This is a genomic window from Acinetobacter lactucae (genome assembly GCF_001605885.1).
Taxonomy (GTDB): domain Bacteria; phylum Pseudomonadota; class Gammaproteobacteria; order Pseudomonadales; family Moraxellaceae; genus Acinetobacter; species Acinetobacter lactucae.
Map to the genome: position 1 here is coordinate 81,135 of NZ_LRPE01000001.1, position 16,336 is coordinate 97,470.

Annotated in this window: 17 protein-coding genes; 12 read left to right on the plus strand and 5 right to left on the minus strand. The window is 37.5% G+C overall.

The features are described 5' to 3' along the window. Positions 1-56 precede the first annotated feature (56 nt). The 4 genes from AWW73_RS00345 (at position 57) to AWW73_RS00360 (ending at position 5,079) form a co-directional block, all read left to right on the plus strand. Entirely contained in the window at positions 57-419 is a 363-nt protein-coding gene (locus AWW73_RS00345; RefSeq protein ID WP_079748444.1) for a hypothetical protein, read from the plus strand. 252 nt (positions 420-671) lie between these two features. After that, complete coding sequence (locus tag AWW73_RS00350) at positions 672-3,311, plus strand: bifunctional aconitate hydratase 2/2-methylisocitrate dehydratase (protein ID WP_062848393.1); 2,640 nt, start codon at positions 672-674, stop codon at positions 3,309-3,311. A 228-nt stretch (positions 3,312-3,539) separates the two neighbouring features. Continuing rightward, complete coding sequence (locus AWW73_RS00355) at positions 3,540-3,974, plus strand: hypothetical protein (RefSeq protein WP_031948783.1); 435 nt, start codon at positions 3,540-3,542, stop codon at positions 3,972-3,974. Between the two features lie 121 nt (positions 3,975-4,095). Beyond that, positions 4,096-5,079, plus strand: a complete 984-nt coding sequence (locus AWW73_RS00360; RefSeq protein WP_062848394.1) for an ion transporter — start codon at positions 4,096-4,098, stop codon at positions 5,077-5,079. A 26-nt stretch (positions 5,080-5,105) separates the two neighbouring features. On the opposite strand, the gene AWW73_RS00365 is transcribed toward AWW73_RS00360, so the two are convergent. Continuing rightward, positions 5,106-6,305, minus strand: coding sequence for an MFS transporter (locus tag AWW73_RS00365; RefSeq protein WP_061874570.1), 1,200 nt, complete (start codon positions 6,303-6,305; stop codon positions 5,106-5,108). Between the two features lie 215 nt (positions 6,306-6,520). Here AWW73_RS00365 and AWW73_RS00370 point away from each other — a divergent pair, with 215 nt between their 5' ends. Both AWW73_RS00370 and AWW73_RS00375 read left to right on the plus strand, forming a co-directional pair. Further along, a complete protein-coding gene (locus AWW73_RS00370) occupies positions 6,521-7,318 on the plus strand; it encodes a DUF4198 domain-containing protein (RefSeq protein WP_062848395.1) in 798 nt (265 codons plus the stop codon). A gap of 316 nt (positions 7,319-7,634) precedes the next feature. Beyond that, positions 7,635-8,555, plus strand: a complete 921-nt coding sequence (locus AWW73_RS00375) for a LysR family transcriptional regulator (protein ID WP_062848396.1) — start codon at positions 7,635-7,637, stop codon at positions 8,553-8,555. A gap of 62 nt (positions 8,556-8,617) precedes the next feature. On the opposite strand, the gene AWW73_RS00380 is transcribed toward AWW73_RS00375, so the two are convergent. Further along, complete coding sequence (locus AWW73_RS00380) at positions 8,618-9,070, minus strand: DUF441 domain-containing protein (protein ID WP_062848397.1); 453 nt, start codon at positions 9,068-9,070, stop codon at positions 8,618-8,620. Between the two features lie 250 nt (positions 9,071-9,320). On the opposite strand from AWW73_RS00380, the gene AWW73_RS00385 reads away from it, so the two are divergent. Continuing rightward, positions 9,321-9,539 carry a hypothetical protein gene (locus tag AWW73_RS00385; RefSeq protein WP_016145779.1) on the plus strand — a complete coding sequence of 73 codons (219 nt, stop codon included), beginning with the start codon at positions 9,321-9,323 and terminating at the stop codon, positions 9,537-9,539. A gap of 101 nt (positions 9,540-9,640) precedes the next feature. After that, positions 9,641-10,345: a pseudouridine synthase gene (locus AWW73_RS00390; RefSeq protein ID WP_062848398.1), complete on the plus strand. Its 705-nt coding sequence runs from the start codon at positions 9,641-9,643 to the stop codon at positions 10,343-10,345. Here AWW73_RS00390 and AWW73_RS00395 read toward each other — a convergent pair. The 3 genes from AWW73_RS00395 to AWW73_RS00405 form a co-directional block, all read right to left on the minus strand. Further along, the gene (locus AWW73_RS00395; protein ID WP_002122286.1) at positions 10,338-10,781 is read right to left on the minus strand and encodes a GNAT family N-acetyltransferase; all 444 of its coding nucleotides are present in this window, start codon (positions 10,779-10,781) and stop codon (positions 10,338-10,340) included. The genes AWW73_RS00390 and AWW73_RS00395 overlap by 8 nt on opposite strands. A 98-nt stretch (positions 10,782-10,879) precedes the next feature. After that, positions 10,880-11,188, minus strand: a complete 309-nt coding sequence (locus AWW73_RS00400) for a type II toxin-antitoxin system RelB/DinJ family antitoxin (RefSeq protein ID WP_002122138.1) — start codon at positions 11,186-11,188, stop codon at positions 10,880-10,882. Positions 11,189-11,299: 111 nt separating this feature from the next. Then, positions 11,300-12,208, minus strand: a complete 909-nt coding sequence (locus tag AWW73_RS00405) for a pseudouridine synthase (RefSeq protein WP_062848399.1) — start codon at positions 12,206-12,208, stop codon at positions 11,300-11,302. 120 nt (positions 12,209-12,328) lie between these two features. Between AWW73_RS00405 and tsaE the strand changes: the two genes are divergently transcribed. From tsaE to hfq, 4 genes are all read left to right on the plus strand, one after another. Continuing rightward, a complete protein-coding gene (gene tsaE, locus AWW73_RS00410; RefSeq protein WP_031945487.1) occupies positions 12,329-12,802 on the plus strand; it encodes a tRNA (adenosine(37)-N6)-threonylcarbamoyltransferase complex ATPase subunit type 1 TsaE in 474 nt (157 codons plus the stop codon). Next, the gene (mutL, locus tag AWW73_RS00415; protein WP_062848400.1) at positions 12,795-14,744 is read left to right on the plus strand and encodes a DNA mismatch repair endonuclease MutL; all 1,950 of its coding nucleotides are present in this window, start codon (positions 12,795-12,797) and stop codon (positions 14,742-14,744) included. Before tsaE ends, mutL begins: the two co-directional genes overlap by 8 nt. 6 nt (positions 14,745-14,750) lie before the next feature. Next, complete coding sequence (gene miaA / locus AWW73_RS00420) at positions 14,751-15,695, plus strand: tRNA (adenosine(37)-N6)-dimethylallyltransferase MiaA (protein ID WP_061874565.1); 945 nt, start codon at positions 14,751-14,753, stop codon at positions 15,693-15,695. 93 nt (positions 15,696-15,788) lie between these two features. Then, entirely contained in the window at positions 15,789-16,304 is a 516-nt protein-coding gene (hfq, locus tag AWW73_RS00425) for an RNA chaperone Hfq (protein ID WP_016145774.1), read from the plus strand. The last annotated feature ends 32 nt before the right edge of the window (positions 16,305-16,336 follow it).

Genomic DNA, 16,336 nt, shown 5'->3' on the forward strand with positions numbered 1-16,336 from the left:
TTGGCAAAAACGATGATTTTCCGTATGATATGGACAGCAATAATTAGTGTAGTGAAATGATGAAAAAGATTTTATTGATTGCAATGAGTTTATTCTTTGTTGGTTGTTCAGAAAAGAAACCATTAACACCAGAAGAACAGTGGCATGGCTTTTGTACTAGCGTAGGAAATGCTGCAAGAAGTATTGTTTTTGATCGTCAACAAGCTATTGAAAAAACGCAGGCAGTTGAACATGCAAATAAGATTGAAGATGAGATAACTAAAAAATTCATTCTTAATGTTATTGAAAAAGTTTATGCAATTCCAAAAGAAGAATTGACCAAAGATCCTCAAGCAATCCAAGAAAAAGTTAGAAAGCAAATGATGGATGAATGTTTGGCAACCCCTCATGACAAAATGCCAAAATATAAATCGTTCTAATTGTGGATGAAGTTATCGAATTTCTATCCAATAAAGCTTAATTTGTTCGAAAAAAACTCAATTTAGCCCAATATGCTCATTATTTGGACACAGGTATTTAGATACAAAATAATGGGCATCACGGAGAAACACCCCGCGCTCATTAACTTTTACCTTGAACTCTAGTAAACTTTTGTAGTCCACATTACTTGTGAAGCTTTTAAGAAAGCTGGAATTTGCAAGTAATTTTTCAAAAAAAGAGGAATGAACACCGTGCTAGAAGCTTACCGCCAACACGTTGAAGAACGTGCCGCACTCGGAGTCCCACCGAAGCCACTTGATGACGCTCAAACAGCTCAGCTTGTTGAACTATTAAAAAATCCACCAGCAGGCGAAGAAGCGTTCTTGGTAGATTTGCTTGAAAACCGTGTTCCTGCAGGTGTTGACCAAGCAGCTTACGTAAAGGCAGCGTTCTTGGCAGCGATTGCAAAAGGCGAAGCAACTTCACCACTCGTTTCTAAAGAGCGTGCAGTTTACTTACTTGGTACTATGTTAGGTGGTTATAACATAGCACCACTTGTTGAGCTTCTTGACAATGCTGAACTTGCAGGCTTAGCTGCTGAAGCATTAAAGAAAACTCTTCTTGTATTTGATGCATTCCATGACGTAGCAGATAAAGCAAAAGCTGGTAATGAAGCTGCTAAAGCTGTTTTAAAATCTTGGGCTGAAGCAGAATGGTTCACTAGCCGTCCTGACGTTCCAGAAGAAATCAAAATCACTGTGTTCAAAGTAACTGGTGAAACAAACACTGATGACTTGTCTCCAGCTCAAGATGCTTGGAGCCGTCCAGACATTCCATTACACGCAAATGCAATGTTGAAAAACGAGCGTGATGGTATCAACCCTGAAAAACCAGGTGAAGTTGGTCCATTAAGCCAAATTAAAGAACTTATCGCGAAAGGCAATCAAGTTGCTTACGTTGGTGACGTTGTTGGTACGGGTTCAAGCCGTAAGTCTGCAACTAACTCTGTTCTTTGGTTCTTTGGTGATGAACTTCCACACATTCCAAACAAAAAAGACGGTGGTGTGTGCTTAGGTTCTAAGATCGCTCCAATTTTCTTCAACACTATGGAAGATGCAGGTGCATTACCTGTAGAAATCGACGTTGCAAACATGAACATGGGCGACGAAGTAGTATTGAAAATTGACCATGCTGCTGCAAAAGTAACTGCTTTTAAAGATGGCGTACAAATTTCTGAAGCAGAACTTAAAACTCCTGTACTTTTAGACGAAGTACGTGCTGGTGGTCGTATTAACTTGATCATTGGTCGTGGTTTAACTGCTAAAGCACGTGAAGAATTAGGTCTTGAACCTTCTACATTGTTCCGTACTCCAGTACAACCTGCTGACACTGGCAAAGGCTTCACACAAGCTCAAAAAATGGTTGGCCGCGCATGTGGTTTACCGGAAGGTCAAGGTATCCGTCCAGGAACTTACTGTGAACCTAAGATGACAACTGTTGGTTCTCAAGATACAACAGGTCCAATGACTCGTGACGAGTTAAAAGACTTAGCGTGCTTGGGCTTCTCAGCTGACTTAGTGATGCAGTCTTTCTGTCACACTGCTGCGTATCCAAAACCAGTTGACGTAACAACTCACCATACATTACCTGACTTCATCATGAACCGTGGTGGTGTATCTTTACGTCCAGGTGACGGTATTATCCACTCTTGGTTAAACCGTATGTTACTTCCAGATACAGTAGGTACTGGTGGTGACTCACATACTCGTTTCCCAATCGGTATTTCATTCCCAGCGGGTTCAGGTCTTGTTGCGTTCGCAGCAGCAACTGGTGTTATGCCACTTGATATGCCTGAGTCTGTACTTGTTAAGTTCAAAGGTAAAATGCAACCTGGTATCACTTTACGTGACCTTGTACATGCAATTCCTTACTATGCAATTCAAGCGGGTGATTTAACTGTAGAGAAGAAAGGTAAGAAAAACATCTTCTCTGGTCGTATCCTTGAGATCGATTTATCAGAAATGGAAAATGACTTGACTGTTGAACAAGCATTCGAACTTTCTGATGCGTCAGCTGAACGTTCTGCTGCAGGCTGTTCAATCACACTTTCTGAAGAGAAAGTTGCTGAATACCTACGTTCTAACATCACTATGTTGAAGTGGATGATTGCAGAAGGTTATGGCGATGCACGTACACTTGCTCGTCGTGCTGAAAACATGCAGAAGTGGTTAGATAACCCAAGCTTGTTAAAAGCTGATGCTGATGCTGAATACTTAAAAGTTTACGAAATCGATCTAGCTGACATCAAAGAACCAATTCTTTGCTGCCCGAACGATCCAGATGACGCGAAACTTCTTTCTGACGTTCAAGGCGACAAGATTGATGAAGTATTCATCGGTTCTTGTATGACTAACATCGGTCACTTCCGTGCAGCTGGTCAGTTACTTGACAAAGTACCTGGTGGTTCATTGTCTACTCGTTTATGGTTGGCTCCACCAACTCGTATGGACGAGCACCAATTAATGGAAGAAGGCTTGTATAACATCTATGGCCGTGCTGGTGCACGTACAGAGATGCCTGGTTGTTCATTATGTATGGGTAACCAAGCACGTGTAGCGCCGAACACAACATGTGTATCGACTTCTACTCGTAACTTCCCGAACCGTTTAGGTCAAGGTGCAAACGTTTACTTAGCGTCTGCTGAGCTTGCATCTGTAGCTGCGGTTCTTGGTAAATTACCAAGCCCAGAAGAATATCAACAGTACGCGTCGCAAATCGACAGCGCTTCTGCTGACATCTACAAATACTTAAACTTCGACAAGATGAGCGAATATACTAAAGAAGCTGATCAAGTTGATACTAAGAAAATCCAAGCTGCTCAATTGACTTAATATTTCGATTTAGTACAAAAAAGGAGCTGATTATTCAGCTCCTTTTTTATTTAAATGAGACTTTATAGATAATTAGTTTTAAAAATAATAAATAGATCAAATTTTATTTAATGAAAATGTAAAAATAAATATTACGCTAGATATTAAAGCGTTTTTTGCTTTAAAATAATTGAACGAACTTAATAATAATTAAAAAAAATATGAGTATTTTATATAGGGAACTTAAGAATGCTAAAGACAATTGTTGAATTTAAATTTGATGATTATCAATTATATGGTCAAAAAACGTATGCTGATGAAGGCGGTATATTAGTTCAAAAAACTGAAGATATTGCGCAGTATATTTTTAGTATATTAAAGAATAGATATCATTTGAATGTAGAGCTATATAGCGAGAAATGGGGATGGCAAATTGAGATTCCACTACCTGAAATAACAATGTATCTTGGAATCAGCGTTTATGAAGAATATAGCAATGGATTCGCAATTTTTATTTCCCCAAATACGCCGATTTTAAGAAAGTTTCTATTTAGAAAACTTGATATTACTCATCATATTATGGTGCTGCAAAACTATATAAATATTATTTTAAAATCCCATCCCGGCATCTATGATGTGATGTGGTGGGAAGAAAATGAATTCCGATGTGTAGCCGCGGATTGATGCAAGAAGTAAAGTTTAAGACTTAAATTTTGGCATAAGTAAAACAAAATTGTTAGAGACTATATTGGTGAATAGAGGCGATGAGCTTACTATATCTTCAATATCAAGTGGTCAGAGCAATATGCAAAATTCAGCTTGGAAAGGATTGCGTAAATTTTTTTATAATAATCTCCATAACCATGACTATGAAACTACGGTAAGTAAATGCATTAACTATTTTTTAGTTGTTTTAATTATTGGTAATGTCGCTGCGGTCTTATTGGAAACAGTAAATGATCTGTACACAAGTTATCGTATTTGGTTTGACTACTTTGAAAATATTTCAATCGCAATTTTTAGTATCGAATATTTATTAAGATTGTGGAGTATTGCTGATCGGGATACGACACAGCCCTCATGGAAAATCCGCTTGAATTGGATGAAAAGCGGTGAAGCTATAATTGATTTGATGGCAATTTTGCCAGCTTACCTGAATTTCTTTGTACGAATCGATCTTCGTATGCTTCGGATTTTGCGTTTACTTCGTTTATTAAAATTAACACGCTATTTTATCTCGCTACAAATACTGTTATGCGTGATTAAACGTGAGAAAGGATCTTTTCAAGCCGTTATCTTTATTTTAATTATCATGATTATTATGACTGCTTCCGGAATTTATGTGGTTGAAAACAAGGCTCAGCCAGAAGCTTTTAGTTCAATACCTAAATCTATGTGGTGGGCAGTGGTTACCTTAACTACAGTAGGCTATGGCGATGTCACTCCGGTAACTAGCCTAGGAAAGTTATTAGGGGCGCTTATTACTATTTTGGGTGTGGGTATTGCAGCATTGCCAGCTGGTATTTTGGCGTCAGGACTTGCAAATGAGCTTAATCAACGTAATCAGAGACTAGAGCAAGAGTTTCGTGAGTTACTTCAAGCACGAGGTATTGATATTCTACATGATGAAATTGAAATAGAGCGGGTACGCCAAAAAGTCGGATTGCCAAAAGAGCAGGCGCATAACCTGATTATTCAAATTATGCGTGAAAAAGTATTAGAGGAAGAAGAATCAGCTCGAGAGAAAAAATGTTATTGCCCGCATTGTGGTGGAAAGCTAACTGATTAGAAGTAATAAGTTAGCGTCACTCTTGATTAAGCTTTTTTGCTAGCTTTTTCTACTGCAAATGCAATAAGTAAAATGATTAGACCACCGAGGCTTAAAACAAAACCTACCCAGATTGGTGCGATCCAACCCATTTGGTGACTGAGTACCCAGCCTCCTAAAAATGCACCTAATGCATTGGCCATATTAAAGGCAGAGTGATTGAGTGAGGCAGCTAATGTTTGTGCATTACCAGCGACATCCATTAGACGAGTTTGTAATGCTCCGCCTAAACCCATTACTGTGAGACCAATTAAGAATAAAGAGGCAATAGCAGTATAAATATTATTCATTAAGAAGCTAGCAACCACAAAAGCGATCGCTGAACTAATTAATACACCTACAATCGTTTTGTTAAGGTTTTTATCTGCAAGCCATCCTGCTGCTAAACCACCAATAACCATACCAATACCCCAAATAGCCAAGGCGATAGGAACGATTTGGATGTTAACTTGTGTGTATTCAGTCAAAATTGGTGAGACATAGCTATAAACTGAAAACATGCCTCCAAAACCGATGGCGCCTACCGCTAGTGTTAACCACATATTGATATTTTTAAGGCCAGCTAACTCAGTTTTTATACTGGCAGTAGCTTGAACTGGGATATTGGGTACAAAGAAGCCAACAGCAATTAAAGTGACGAAAGCAATAGTTGCTGAAAACTCAAAACCTGCTCTCCAACCAAAGTTTTGACCTAACCAAGTTGCTAGAGGAACACCAATCACAGTTGCAACAGTAAGTCCCATCATCATTTGAGCAACGGCAGAGGCTCTTCGCGAGGGACCTGCTAGTTCAGCGGCAACTAAGGCACCTACTCCAAAATATGCTCCGTGTGGTAAACCTGCAATGAAACGTGAAATTAAAACAGTTTCGGGAGTATGAGCTAAAGCAGTACATGCATTCGCAACTCCATAAAAAAGCATTAAACCGAGCAATAAAGTTTTTCTAGGTACTTTGGCTCCAAGAATAGCGATGATAGGAGCACCAATAACTACACCTAATGCATAGGCACTAATAAAATGGCCAGCTTCAGGTACTGTAATACTTAAATTATTTGCAATTTCCTGAATCAGGCCCATTGCGACAAATTCAGTGGTTCCAATACAAAAACCACCTACAGCGAGTGAGAAAATTGCTAAAAAGAGAGAATAGTGTTGAGGGGTAGATAGGGGAGATTGCGGGGACGCCATAATAAGTTAAGGGAAGACACAAAAAAGAGAAGTATAAGGGAAAAGAGAACAGAATAATAAAAAACTAAAATATTGAGAAAATGATTACGTATTTTTTCTATTATAAAAATTAAATTCATTAACGATAATAAGAATTATTTTTATTTGTGTATACTGTATGCGCTTATATTTTGTCTGAAATTTTTTAACTTTGCATACAACAGGATTTTGTAATAATGAATAGATTTCTAATGACGTCACTTGCATTGATATGTACAACAGCTTTTGCTCATGAACCTTATGTGGCACCTGTGGCTTATAAAACTGAACAAACTCAAGTGCCTGTAATTGCTGGTTATGCGGAAGAAGCATTAAATAGTGAATATGCTTTAAAGGATGCCAAACTTACTGTAATCACACCAAAAAAAGAGCTTAAAACCGTCAACTCAGACGCATTGCATAAATCTGTAACTGTGTTTGATGTAGTTCTACCTGAAGAAGGGACCTACATTGTTCAAACTCAAGCAAGTTATCCTTTAAAATATGTATATGACCAAAAAGCATGGCATCTATTTTTTGATATGCCAGCTGACAAAGCTCCACCTAAAGCAGAACGTGAATATTTGATTCCAGCTGATCTTAAAACAAAAACAATAAAAACAGAGCAAGTAACACGTGAGTGGATATTGCAGAGCTATCTTTCTAAAGGGAAAGTTTCAGATATTCAACTTCCAAATACACCGATTAAAGTTGATTTCTCTGTGCATCCAAACCAGATTAAAGTTGCTCAACCTGTTAAATTAACCATAACTGAAAAAGGACAACCTTTAGCTTATGCTGAAGTTAATTTAAGAGAAAAAGGCGCAACTGACAAACAAGTCCAGCAGTTTAAAGCAGAAAGCAATGGTCAGGTTGTGCTTAGCTTTCCAAAAGCTGGAGAGTATCTTGTAGAAGTAACAGCTCCTTTAAATTTAAAGGTAAAACCTAAAAATCAAAGCTATACGATTATTAGCTTAAATGTGTTAGCACAGTAATTATTACTTTTCATAAGAAATAGACCTAGATCAGGTCTATTTTTTGTTTTTATAAGATTCTTTTCATCTTCAATTAAGTGAGAATTACAATTACAAACTTTTCTAAAGCCTACATAATTGTATCTACCGCTCTAAATTAAAAAATCATTTGCCAGAATAATTTTGAAGAACATTTTATGTTGAGGAAAACTAATTAATTTTATGTTAAGATGAATCTTGTTCATTAATGAAGATTTATCTAGAGCTTTCCTATTTGTTGAAAGGCAAAGATCAGATTAAGACATTCATAGATAAATCTATTGTTCAGGCTTAGCCCATGTTAGAAATTCGTCACCTTAAAACTTTAGTTGCTTTACGTGAGCATGGTTCATTAGTTTCGGCAGCTAACGATCTTTGTTTAACACCATCTGCAATTTCCCATCAATTAAAAGAATTAGATCATTGGTATGGGGTAGAGGTGGTTAATCGTCGAAGCAGGCCTGTTAGCTTTTCTAATGTTGGACAACGGTTACTCAAGTTAGCTGATGATGTTTTGCCACAAATTCAGATTACTCACAGTGATATCACACGTATTGTGCATGGGCAGACAGGTAGAATTATTTTTTCATCGGAATGTCATAGTTGTTTTGACTGGTTAATGCCTTTGTTAAATCAGTACCGCCAGCAATATCCAGATGTTGATTTAGATTTTGCCTCAGGTTTTGAGGCTAATCCGCATGAACTTTTACAAAATGCAGAATTTGATTTATTGATTACAGCTGACCCAATTGCTTTAAAAGGAATTGAGTATTTCCCAATTTTTGAATATGAATCACGTTTAGTCCTATCAAATACTCATCCTCTGGTGCGGGCTGAAAATATTACAGTTCAAGACCTGGCCGAAGAAGTTTTAATTACTTATCCTGTTGATAAGCACCGTTTAGATATTATGTCTAAACTTTTCATTCCTGCGAATATTCAGCCTAAGCAAATACGAACTACAGATTTAACCCAAATGCTTATTCAACTTGTTGCAAGTGGACGAGGTATTGCCGCTTTACCAGATTGGGTCGTAAATGAATATGAACAAAAGGGATGGGTCACAAGTCGTCGTTTAGATTGTGTTTCTCCTACAGGTTTAAGAAGAACTTTATATGCAGGTTATCGAACTGAAGAAAAAGAGAAAAGTTATTTTGAAGGCTTTTTAAAGCAGTTGGAAAAGTTTTCTTTAAAACGAAACGCCTATTATTCCGGCTAAAACAGTTAATTTAGCCTAAGTATTTAAAAAGGTGCTTAATTGCACCTTTTTATTTCGACTTCTTATTTACCAATGAATAAAGAGAGTAAACCTGCTGCAATCAAAGGACCGACTGGTACACCTCGGAGTAAAGCAACACCAGCGACCGTACCAATGAGTAAACCTGCAACCACATCAGGTTGGCTCGACATTAGTTTTACGCCACGACCACCTAACCAAGCGACTAATAAGCCAATTGCGATAGCCACCAGTGATTTAGCACTAATAAATGATTTTAAAATACTCTCGCCGCTGAGCTTGTCACTGGCAATTGGAGTAAGTACACCAATTGTTAAAATAAGAATTCCTAAATTAAGACCGTGAGCTTGAATATAGGGAAAAAACTCATTTAATGGCGTAATTTTAACGACAATGAGCACACCTGCTGCAATCGTTACAGCTGCATTTTGACTTAATAAGCCGCAAATCAGCAGGACGAGTAAAACAACTAAATTCACATCAAATTGGGCAAGCATGGGGAGTGCAGAGAAAGTAAATAAGTGGAATTGTATAATATTTAAGAGTGTTGATGTGAACGCTTTAAAAGATATAGCTGATTTTAAATCTTATTTTTGATAAAAAATCATTGTATATCTATAAATGATAAAGATTTTTAATTTCTATTTACGCTTGGAAACAATGTTATATAAATTAACAAGTTAAAAAATTTAGTTTTTTAAAATTGTGATATAAAAATAGTCATTACTCATGAGAGCAGGATATTTTATGGACATTATAGATATCAAGATCAAAGATCAGTTTGATAAGATTCATGATGCAAAAGCACAACTAAAGAAAAATTTAGTGGAACATGAAAATGAGCCTTTAAAGCTGAGCCAACGTATTGAGCATATTATTGTTGATAATGAAATTATTTTGCCTACTACCGAATTATTATTTGAAAGCGAACAGAACGAAAATATTTATCGTGTCATTGAAGAGTAAGGTGTGAGCTAGTTCAAGTAGATGAAAACAGTGGCGAGTAGTATTTAGAAAAAAATGGAAATTACGTTAAAATAACAGCTTAGTTCTAATGAGAAAACTTCATGCTGCTGGAAAAAATTTTACAATCACAAGGGTTTGGTTCACGTAAATATTGTCAGCAGTTAATAAAAAATGGATCTGTAAGTATTGATGGAGAGGTTGTAAGTGATCTTAAAAAGCAATTCTCTTCAGAAAATTTAGAATTTTCCCTTTTTGGGGAAACTTATCAATATCGAGAAAAAGTTTACCTTGCTTTAAGAAAACCAAAAGGTTTTGAATGTTCCCACCAGCCTCACCATCATCAAAGCGTATTTAGTCTTTTACCGGAAATCCTGATTCAACGTGGCGTGCAAGCCATTGGTCGTCTAGATCAAGATACCACAGGCTTACTTTTACTGACTGATGATGGTAAATATCTTCAAGCTTTAACTCATCCGCGTAAACATGTTCCAAAGGTTTATCATGTTACGACTATAGATCCAGTTACATCTGAGCAAATTGAAATGCTGGGCCAGGGTGTGAGCTTACATCAAGAAAAAGGTGTTTTTGCAGCAACGGATGTAGAGATATTAGAAACTCATCAATTAACTATGACGATTCATCAAGGCGTTTATCATCAAGTAAAAAGAATGATTGCAGCTGTAGGAAACAAAGTAGAAGCATTGCATCGCCATCAAGTAGGGCAATTGGTTTTACCAGAACTTGAAGATGGAGAATGGGTTTATTTATCTGAGCAACAAAAACAGCTTGCTCAAAATATTATTTAAGAAAGCAATGGAACGTTTGGAACTCACTATCTCGAATAAATCCCATTTGTTCATATAAACGATGAGATTCATGGTTGTTACTTTGAGTTTCCAAACTAATCCGTAAAGCATTCTCTTGTTTTGCAAATAAGATTGCTGTGTCGATTAGTTGTTTAGCCGAACCTTGCCGACGGAAAACAGGCGTAACATAGACATCATCTAGGATATAGTACGTTGAACAAGCAACTGAAGAAAAACCTAAATAGAGTAAAATAAAACCCGTAATTTTATCATCTTTAATATGAATGAAGAAAACACTTTCTCTATTCTCAAAACGTTGTTTAAGGAAGTGAAGTGATTCATTAAAATTAGAAGAGGCCCCATAAAACTGGCGGTATTCATCAAATAAAACGGCGAGTTGCTCTAAATCTTCAAAAGTCGCTCGTCTAACGATCATTTGGCACTCCTTGTAACTTATCATTATGTTTTTACAAAGAGAGAATAACGAAAAAAAAAGCTTTTTGACGTTAAAACTTGTTTATAAATGCAACAGTGTTAAGTTTTGTCGCTTTCGCCAAGAAGTGCATTAAGTTCTTCAAATAAATCTTCATGGTCATCATCTTCAGCTAAAGTTGATGAATTTTGGTTCAATGAAGATGCTTTTGCTTTTCTCAGCTTTAATAATTGCTCCATATTAATATTCTGATTTTCGATCGCAAAAGGAATCGATTTAGTGAGTACGACCTGTTTAAAAAAAAGTCGTACTGCTTGAGCAGGGGTAATTCCAAGTTGTTTAAAAACAGCAAAAGCCTGCTTTTTTTCTTGGGAGTCAAGTCGAACCTGATAAACTTCTGTTTTTCGCATGAATAACAAAACCAAATGATTTTTAATTTTTAGGAATTCATTTTAAACCATCGCAATGTAATTTCAATGTTTTTTGGCATAAAAAATAATCTTTTTGTCATTACGGTTACATTACAATGTCAATTCAAACTTAGAATTAAAAGACATTCCCTCTTTTGTAAGGGGATCTATAAATGAAATGTACTTAGCTAGCAACTGTAATGGTTCCGAGAAATCATCTTCAGCCTTGTGTTGAACTATTGGATAAAATGGATCATTTTTAATCGGAATTTCTAAGTAATTAAGATGCACCCGAAGTTGGTGTTGTTTGCCCGTTGTCGGTGTTAAGCGATATTTTGCCCAATTCTGGTTATGCTCGATCAGCTCAATATAAGTCTCGGTATTTGTTTTTGCATTTTCTATAACCCGCATGGTATAAAAAGGATGACCTTTATCTAAATGCAAATGTAAGGTTTGAGGAAAATTTAAATCTTTTTTATAAGGTGCCACAGCGTGATAAATTTTATTAACTTGGCGCTCTGCAAATAATTGTTGATAAATACCTCGCGATTCAACTCGCTTGCAAAATAAAACCACGCCAGCAGTTTCACGGTCTAGGCGATGGATAGGAGTTAAAAATTCATTGCCTGTTTGTTTTTTTAGTCGGACTAAAAGCGTTTCTTGAACATATTGTCCAGTCGGGCTAATCGTTAGATAATGGGGTTTATCGACCACCAGTAAATCATCATTCTCAAATAAAATTTGATGCTCAAAAGGAACATGCGGTTCATATGCAAGAAAGCGATAATAAAAAATATGGGTGTTGCCTACATAGGGACTAGTCAAAGTTAATTTATCCCCATTTGCTGCATATATAAGCCCGTCTTGAAACCTTTGTTTCCATTCATCTGTTCTAATATGTGCAAAGTGACCACATAGATACTCATAAATCGTTTGAGTATCTTTTTGCGGAGGCAGATAGACTTGACTCGCACTTACTCCATCAATCATGGGGGGAAGAAATTCGTTCGGACTAGACATAAGAAAGTATGAATATTTAAGAAAATTGATATAAAAAAAGCCAACTTCTAGGGCTTAAGTAGGCTTTTAAGGCAGGGCAATGTTATCATATCGATTATTTCGAATCATGTTATGTATGCTATGTCGTATTCGTTGAAATTGGTCTTAAATCATGAAGAAGATACTGAGCGTTTAGCTCAAGCTTTGGCGCAGCATGTTCAATCGGGTGTAATTTATTTAATTGGGGACTTAGGTGCGGGTAAAACAACACTTACGCGCTATTTCTTACAGGCTTTAGGTCACAAAGGCTCTGTTAAAAGTCCAACTTATACACTCGTTGAGCCATATAAAATTAATGATAAAGAAATTTTTCATTTTGACTTATATCGTCTGAATGATCCATACGAACTTGAATTAATGGGAATTCGTGACTATTTAGATATCACAGATGCGTTATTTTTATTTGAGTGGCCGTCTAAAGGTGGCGATGAAATTCCACAAGCGGATATCATCATTGACATTCAAAAGTCAGACGATGAGTTGAGCAGGTTCGTAACTTTAACTTTACCAACAGAAAATTTGTACCAGACTTTGCAGGAACAGCTTCATGACTGATGAAAAGCTAACACAACGTCGTATCCATACATTAGACGCAGCGTTAGCGAACCAGATTGCAGCGGGTGAGGTGATTGAGCGACCTTCTTCTGTGGTCAAAGAATTATTAGAAAACTCTATCGATGCCGGTGCGACTGAACTGATTGTGCGGATTGCTCAAGGTGGTTCGACCCTAATAGAAATTATTGATAACGGGCATGGTATTCATCCGGATGATTTGGCACTTGCTGTCATGCGTCATGCTACAAGTAAGATTAAAACCGCTGAAGATTTACATGCGATTGTGAGTTTGGGTTTTCGTGGGGAAGCTCTAGCTTCGATTGCTGCTGTCTCAAGATTGACTTTGACCAGTAGCCAAGATGAAAGTGGTATTGGCCACCAGGTTGAAGTAAACGGTACAGCATTTGATCATCAAGAGGTACAAGCTGTTGCAGCGCAAAAAGGTACTCATATTCGAGTTCAGGACTTATTTTTTAATGTTCCTGCTCGCCGTAAATTCTTGAAAAAACCAACCACTGAATTCGGTCATATTGAAGAAATCGTTCGCCGTCTAGCCCTAACACATTTCGATATACGTTTTGTGCTTGAACATAATGATAATATTAGAATTAATTTACCTATAGCAGATAGCGGAGAACTGCGTTTTCAGCGAGTTCAGCAGTTATTAGGTTCGCAATTTGTACAAAACGCATATTGGATGGATGCTGAAAGTATTAGCATGCGTTTATCAGGTTGGCTTGGTCATCCTTCAGATGCACGTGCACAGGCCGACATGCAATATGTCTATGTGAATGGCCGTATTGTCAAAGATAAAACAATTTCACATGCGTTACGCATGGCCTATGATGGTATTTTGCATGGCCATCAACATTCATCTTATTTACTTTTTTTAGAAGTTGATCCTGAAAATATCGATGTCAATGTTCATCCGACCAAACATGAGATTCGATTTTTAAATCAAAGAGAAGTACATGAGTTTGTAAGGCATTATGCAAAAGAAACTCTAGCGCAATTTCAGACAGCGAGTGCTGATCTAGCTCAAGCGATGAAAGCGGATGAAAGCTCAGATTATTCAGTACAACCTCAGCCCAAATATCAAGAACAATTTTCGTTGCACCGCGCAAATGAAACTTTAAATTCAAACAGTGAAGCACAAACTCAGCATGCACCGACAGAATTATTAACTGATTTTAACGCTAGTCGTCCGCAAGCAGTTCAGTATGCAGATCAAACACCCAAATATAATGGTTCTGCTCAATTAAATAATGCTTTAAAAACTTATTTAGCGCCTCTGCGTGACCAACCTGCGAGTTTCTCGGTAAATGAAGATGTTGAGCCAGTTGCTAAAGTAGATGAATTTCCATTAGGGATCGCAATAGCTCAACTTCATGGAATTTATATTTTAGCCCAAAATACCGAAGGGCTTATTATTGTTGATATGCATGCAGCACATGAACGTATTTTATTACAGCAAATGAAAAATGCTTGGGATAAACCGGAATTTTGGACATCTCAGCAGTTACTTATACCTAAAGTCATCTCTATTAGTCGTATGCAAGCCGTTAGGGTCGAAGAGCTAAAACCTCAGCTTGAGCGCTTAGGTTTGGAAATTGACTTATATGGTGATGAGCAAGTTATTGTTCGCGGCGTGCCAGCCATTTTACAAAAAGCTGATTTTGAAAATCTCATTCCAGAGCTTTTAAATGATTTAGATCCAAATGATGAAGCACAAGGATTACTTCAAAAAAGAGATGAATTACTCGCTGGAATGGCATGTCATGGGGCAGTGCGTGCACATCGGCAACTCAGCCTTTCAGAAATGAATGCTTTACTTCGTCAAATGGAACAAACCGAATTCGCGAGCCAATGTAACCATGGGCGTCCAACTTGGCGTGCATTCCCATTATCTCAATTAGATAAATTATTTGCTCGAGGAGAGTAGTTTTACATGTCAAATCAATTGCCCGTCATCAATTTAATGGGACCAACTGCGAGCGGGAAAACCGCTTTGGCATGTGAATTATATGAGCGTGGAAATTTTGAGCTAATTTCTGTTGATTCTGCACTTGTCTATAAAGATATGGATATCGGTACTGCTAAACCAACGCGTGAAGAGCAAGCGCTCTATCCCCATCAGCTCATTGATATTATTACTCCTCTGGAAGTCTATTCCGCTGCTCAGTTTGTTGAAGATGCTTGTAAATTGATTGATGAGATGCATTCACGTGGGAAAACTCCTATTTTAGTAGGAGGAACAATGTTGTATTTCAAAGCATTATTGGAAGGGCTGTCTGGTAATTTACCAAGTGCAGATGCTGAAGTTCGGGCCGCAATTGAAGAAAAAGCCCTAAATGAAGGATGGCAAGCAGTTTATGATGAGTTGGTTTCTGTAGACCCAGCCGCAGCTATAAAGTTTAATGTGACTGATAAGCAACGGATTATTCGGGCTTTAGAAGTTTATAAAATTACAGGCCAACCAATTACTAAATTACAGGCAGAACAACCAAAAAACGTACCATATCGATACATATTTCATAACTATGCTTTGCTTCCAGATCGGGTAGAATTACATCAACGCATTGAGCAAAGATTAAGCAAAATGTGGGATATCGGTTTTTTGAGTGAAGTTGAAGCTCTAATTGAAAAATACGATTTAGATGAAAATTTGCCCTCAATGCGTTCGGTGGGTTATCGACAAGCACTAGAATTTCTATTAAAAAGTGACTTAAGTCTCAAAAGTAAACGTGAAATGGAGGATAAAGCTTTATTTGCAACACGACAACTTGCCAAACGTCAATATACGTGGTTACGTTCTTTGCAAGAAATACACGATTTTAAAACTTACTTGACGATAAAGCAGGCGAAAGAAGACTTGCGAAACTCTTATGGATAAAGCAAAATTTGCACACTGTCTTTTTATAATTTTTAGTTGAAAAATAAAGATAGTTTTTTTGCGCTGATTTAAAAATTTTTTTTGGAGTTAAAAATGTCTAAAGGTCAAACTTTACAAGATCCGTTCTTAAATTCTCTCCGTAAAGAACGTATCCCTGTTTCTATTTTCCTTGTGAACGGTATTAAATTACAGGGTCATATTGAATCTTTTGACCAATATGTTGTTTTATTAAAAAATACTGTAAGTCAAATGGTTTACAAACACGCAATTTCAACTGTTGTTCCAGCACGTAACCCACGTCCAGCAGGCGCTCAAGGTACAGGCTTCCCAGCACAAGGCGGCACTCAAGGCGGTTTTGGTGGTCAAGGTAGCGGCTTTGGCGGCGGTCAAGGCGGTGGCTTCGGTGGTGCTCAAGGCGGCTTCGGTGGCGCTCAAGGCGGCTTCGGTGGTCAAGGCGGCTTCGGTGGTCAAGGTGGCGGCTTCGGTGGTCAAGGTGGCTTCGGTGGTCAAGGCGGCTTCGGTGGTCAAGGCGGTTTCGGCGGTCATCAAGGTGGTTTTGATAACGACACTAAATTTGAAGATGGACAAGACGACGAAAATAATCGTTAATTGAAATCTCAAAAAGAAACCAGTCAGATAAT

Coding starts and splice junctions, on each gene's coding strand:
- AWW73_RS00345 (WP_079748444.1), top strand. CDS start 57: ATGATGAAAAAGATTTTATTGATTGCAATGAGTTTATTCTTTGTTGGT.
- AWW73_RS00355 (WP_031948783.1), top strand. CDS start 3,540: ATGCTAAAGACAATTGTTGAATTTAAATTTGATGATTATCAATTATAT.
- AWW73_RS00360 (WP_062848394.1), top strand. CDS start 4,096: ATGCAAAATTCAGCTTGGAAAGGATTGCGTAAATTTTTTTATAATAAT.
- AWW73_RS00365 (WP_061874570.1), bottom strand. CDS start 6,305: ATGGCGTCCCCGCAATCTCCCCTATCTACCCCTCAACACTATTCTCTC.
- AWW73_RS00370 (WP_062848395.1), top strand. CDS start 6,521: ATGAATAGATTTCTAATGACGTCACTTGCATTGATATGTACAACAGCT.
- AWW73_RS00375 (WP_062848396.1), top strand. CDS start 7,635: ATGTTAGAAATTCGTCACCTTAAAACTTTAGTTGCTTTACGTGAGCAT.
- AWW73_RS00380 (WP_062848397.1), bottom strand. CDS start 9,070: ATGCTTGCCCAATTTGATGTGAATTTAGTTGTTTTACTCGTCCTGCTG.
- AWW73_RS00385 (WP_016145779.1), top strand. CDS start 9,321: ATGGACATTATAGATATCAAGATCAAAGATCAGTTTGATAAGATTCAT.
- AWW73_RS00390 (WP_062848398.1), top strand. CDS start 9,641: ATGCTGCTGGAAAAAATTTTACAATCACAAGGGTTTGGTTCACGTAAA.
- AWW73_RS00395 (WP_002122286.1), bottom strand. CDS start 10,781: ATGATCGTTAGACGAGCGACTTTTGAAGATTTAGAGCAACTCGCCGTT.
- AWW73_RS00400 (WP_002122138.1), bottom strand. CDS start 11,188: ATGCGAAAAACAGAAGTTTATCAGGTTCGACTTGACTCCCAAGAAAAA.
- AWW73_RS00405 (WP_062848399.1), bottom strand. CDS start 12,208: ATGTCTAGTCCGAACGAATTTCTTCCCCCCATGATTGATGGAGTAAGT.
- tsaE (WP_031945487.1), top strand. CDS start 12,329: ATGTCGTATTCGTTGAAATTGGTCTTAAATCATGAAGAAGATACTGAG.
- mutL (WP_062848400.1), top strand. CDS start 12,795: ATGACTGATGAAAAGCTAACACAACGTCGTATCCATACATTAGACGCA.
- miaA (WP_061874565.1), top strand. CDS start 14,751: ATGTCAAATCAATTGCCCGTCATCAATTTAATGGGACCAACTGCGAGC.
- hfq (WP_016145774.1), top strand. CDS start 15,789: ATGTCTAAAGGTCAAACTTTACAAGATCCGTTCTTAAATTCTCTCCGT.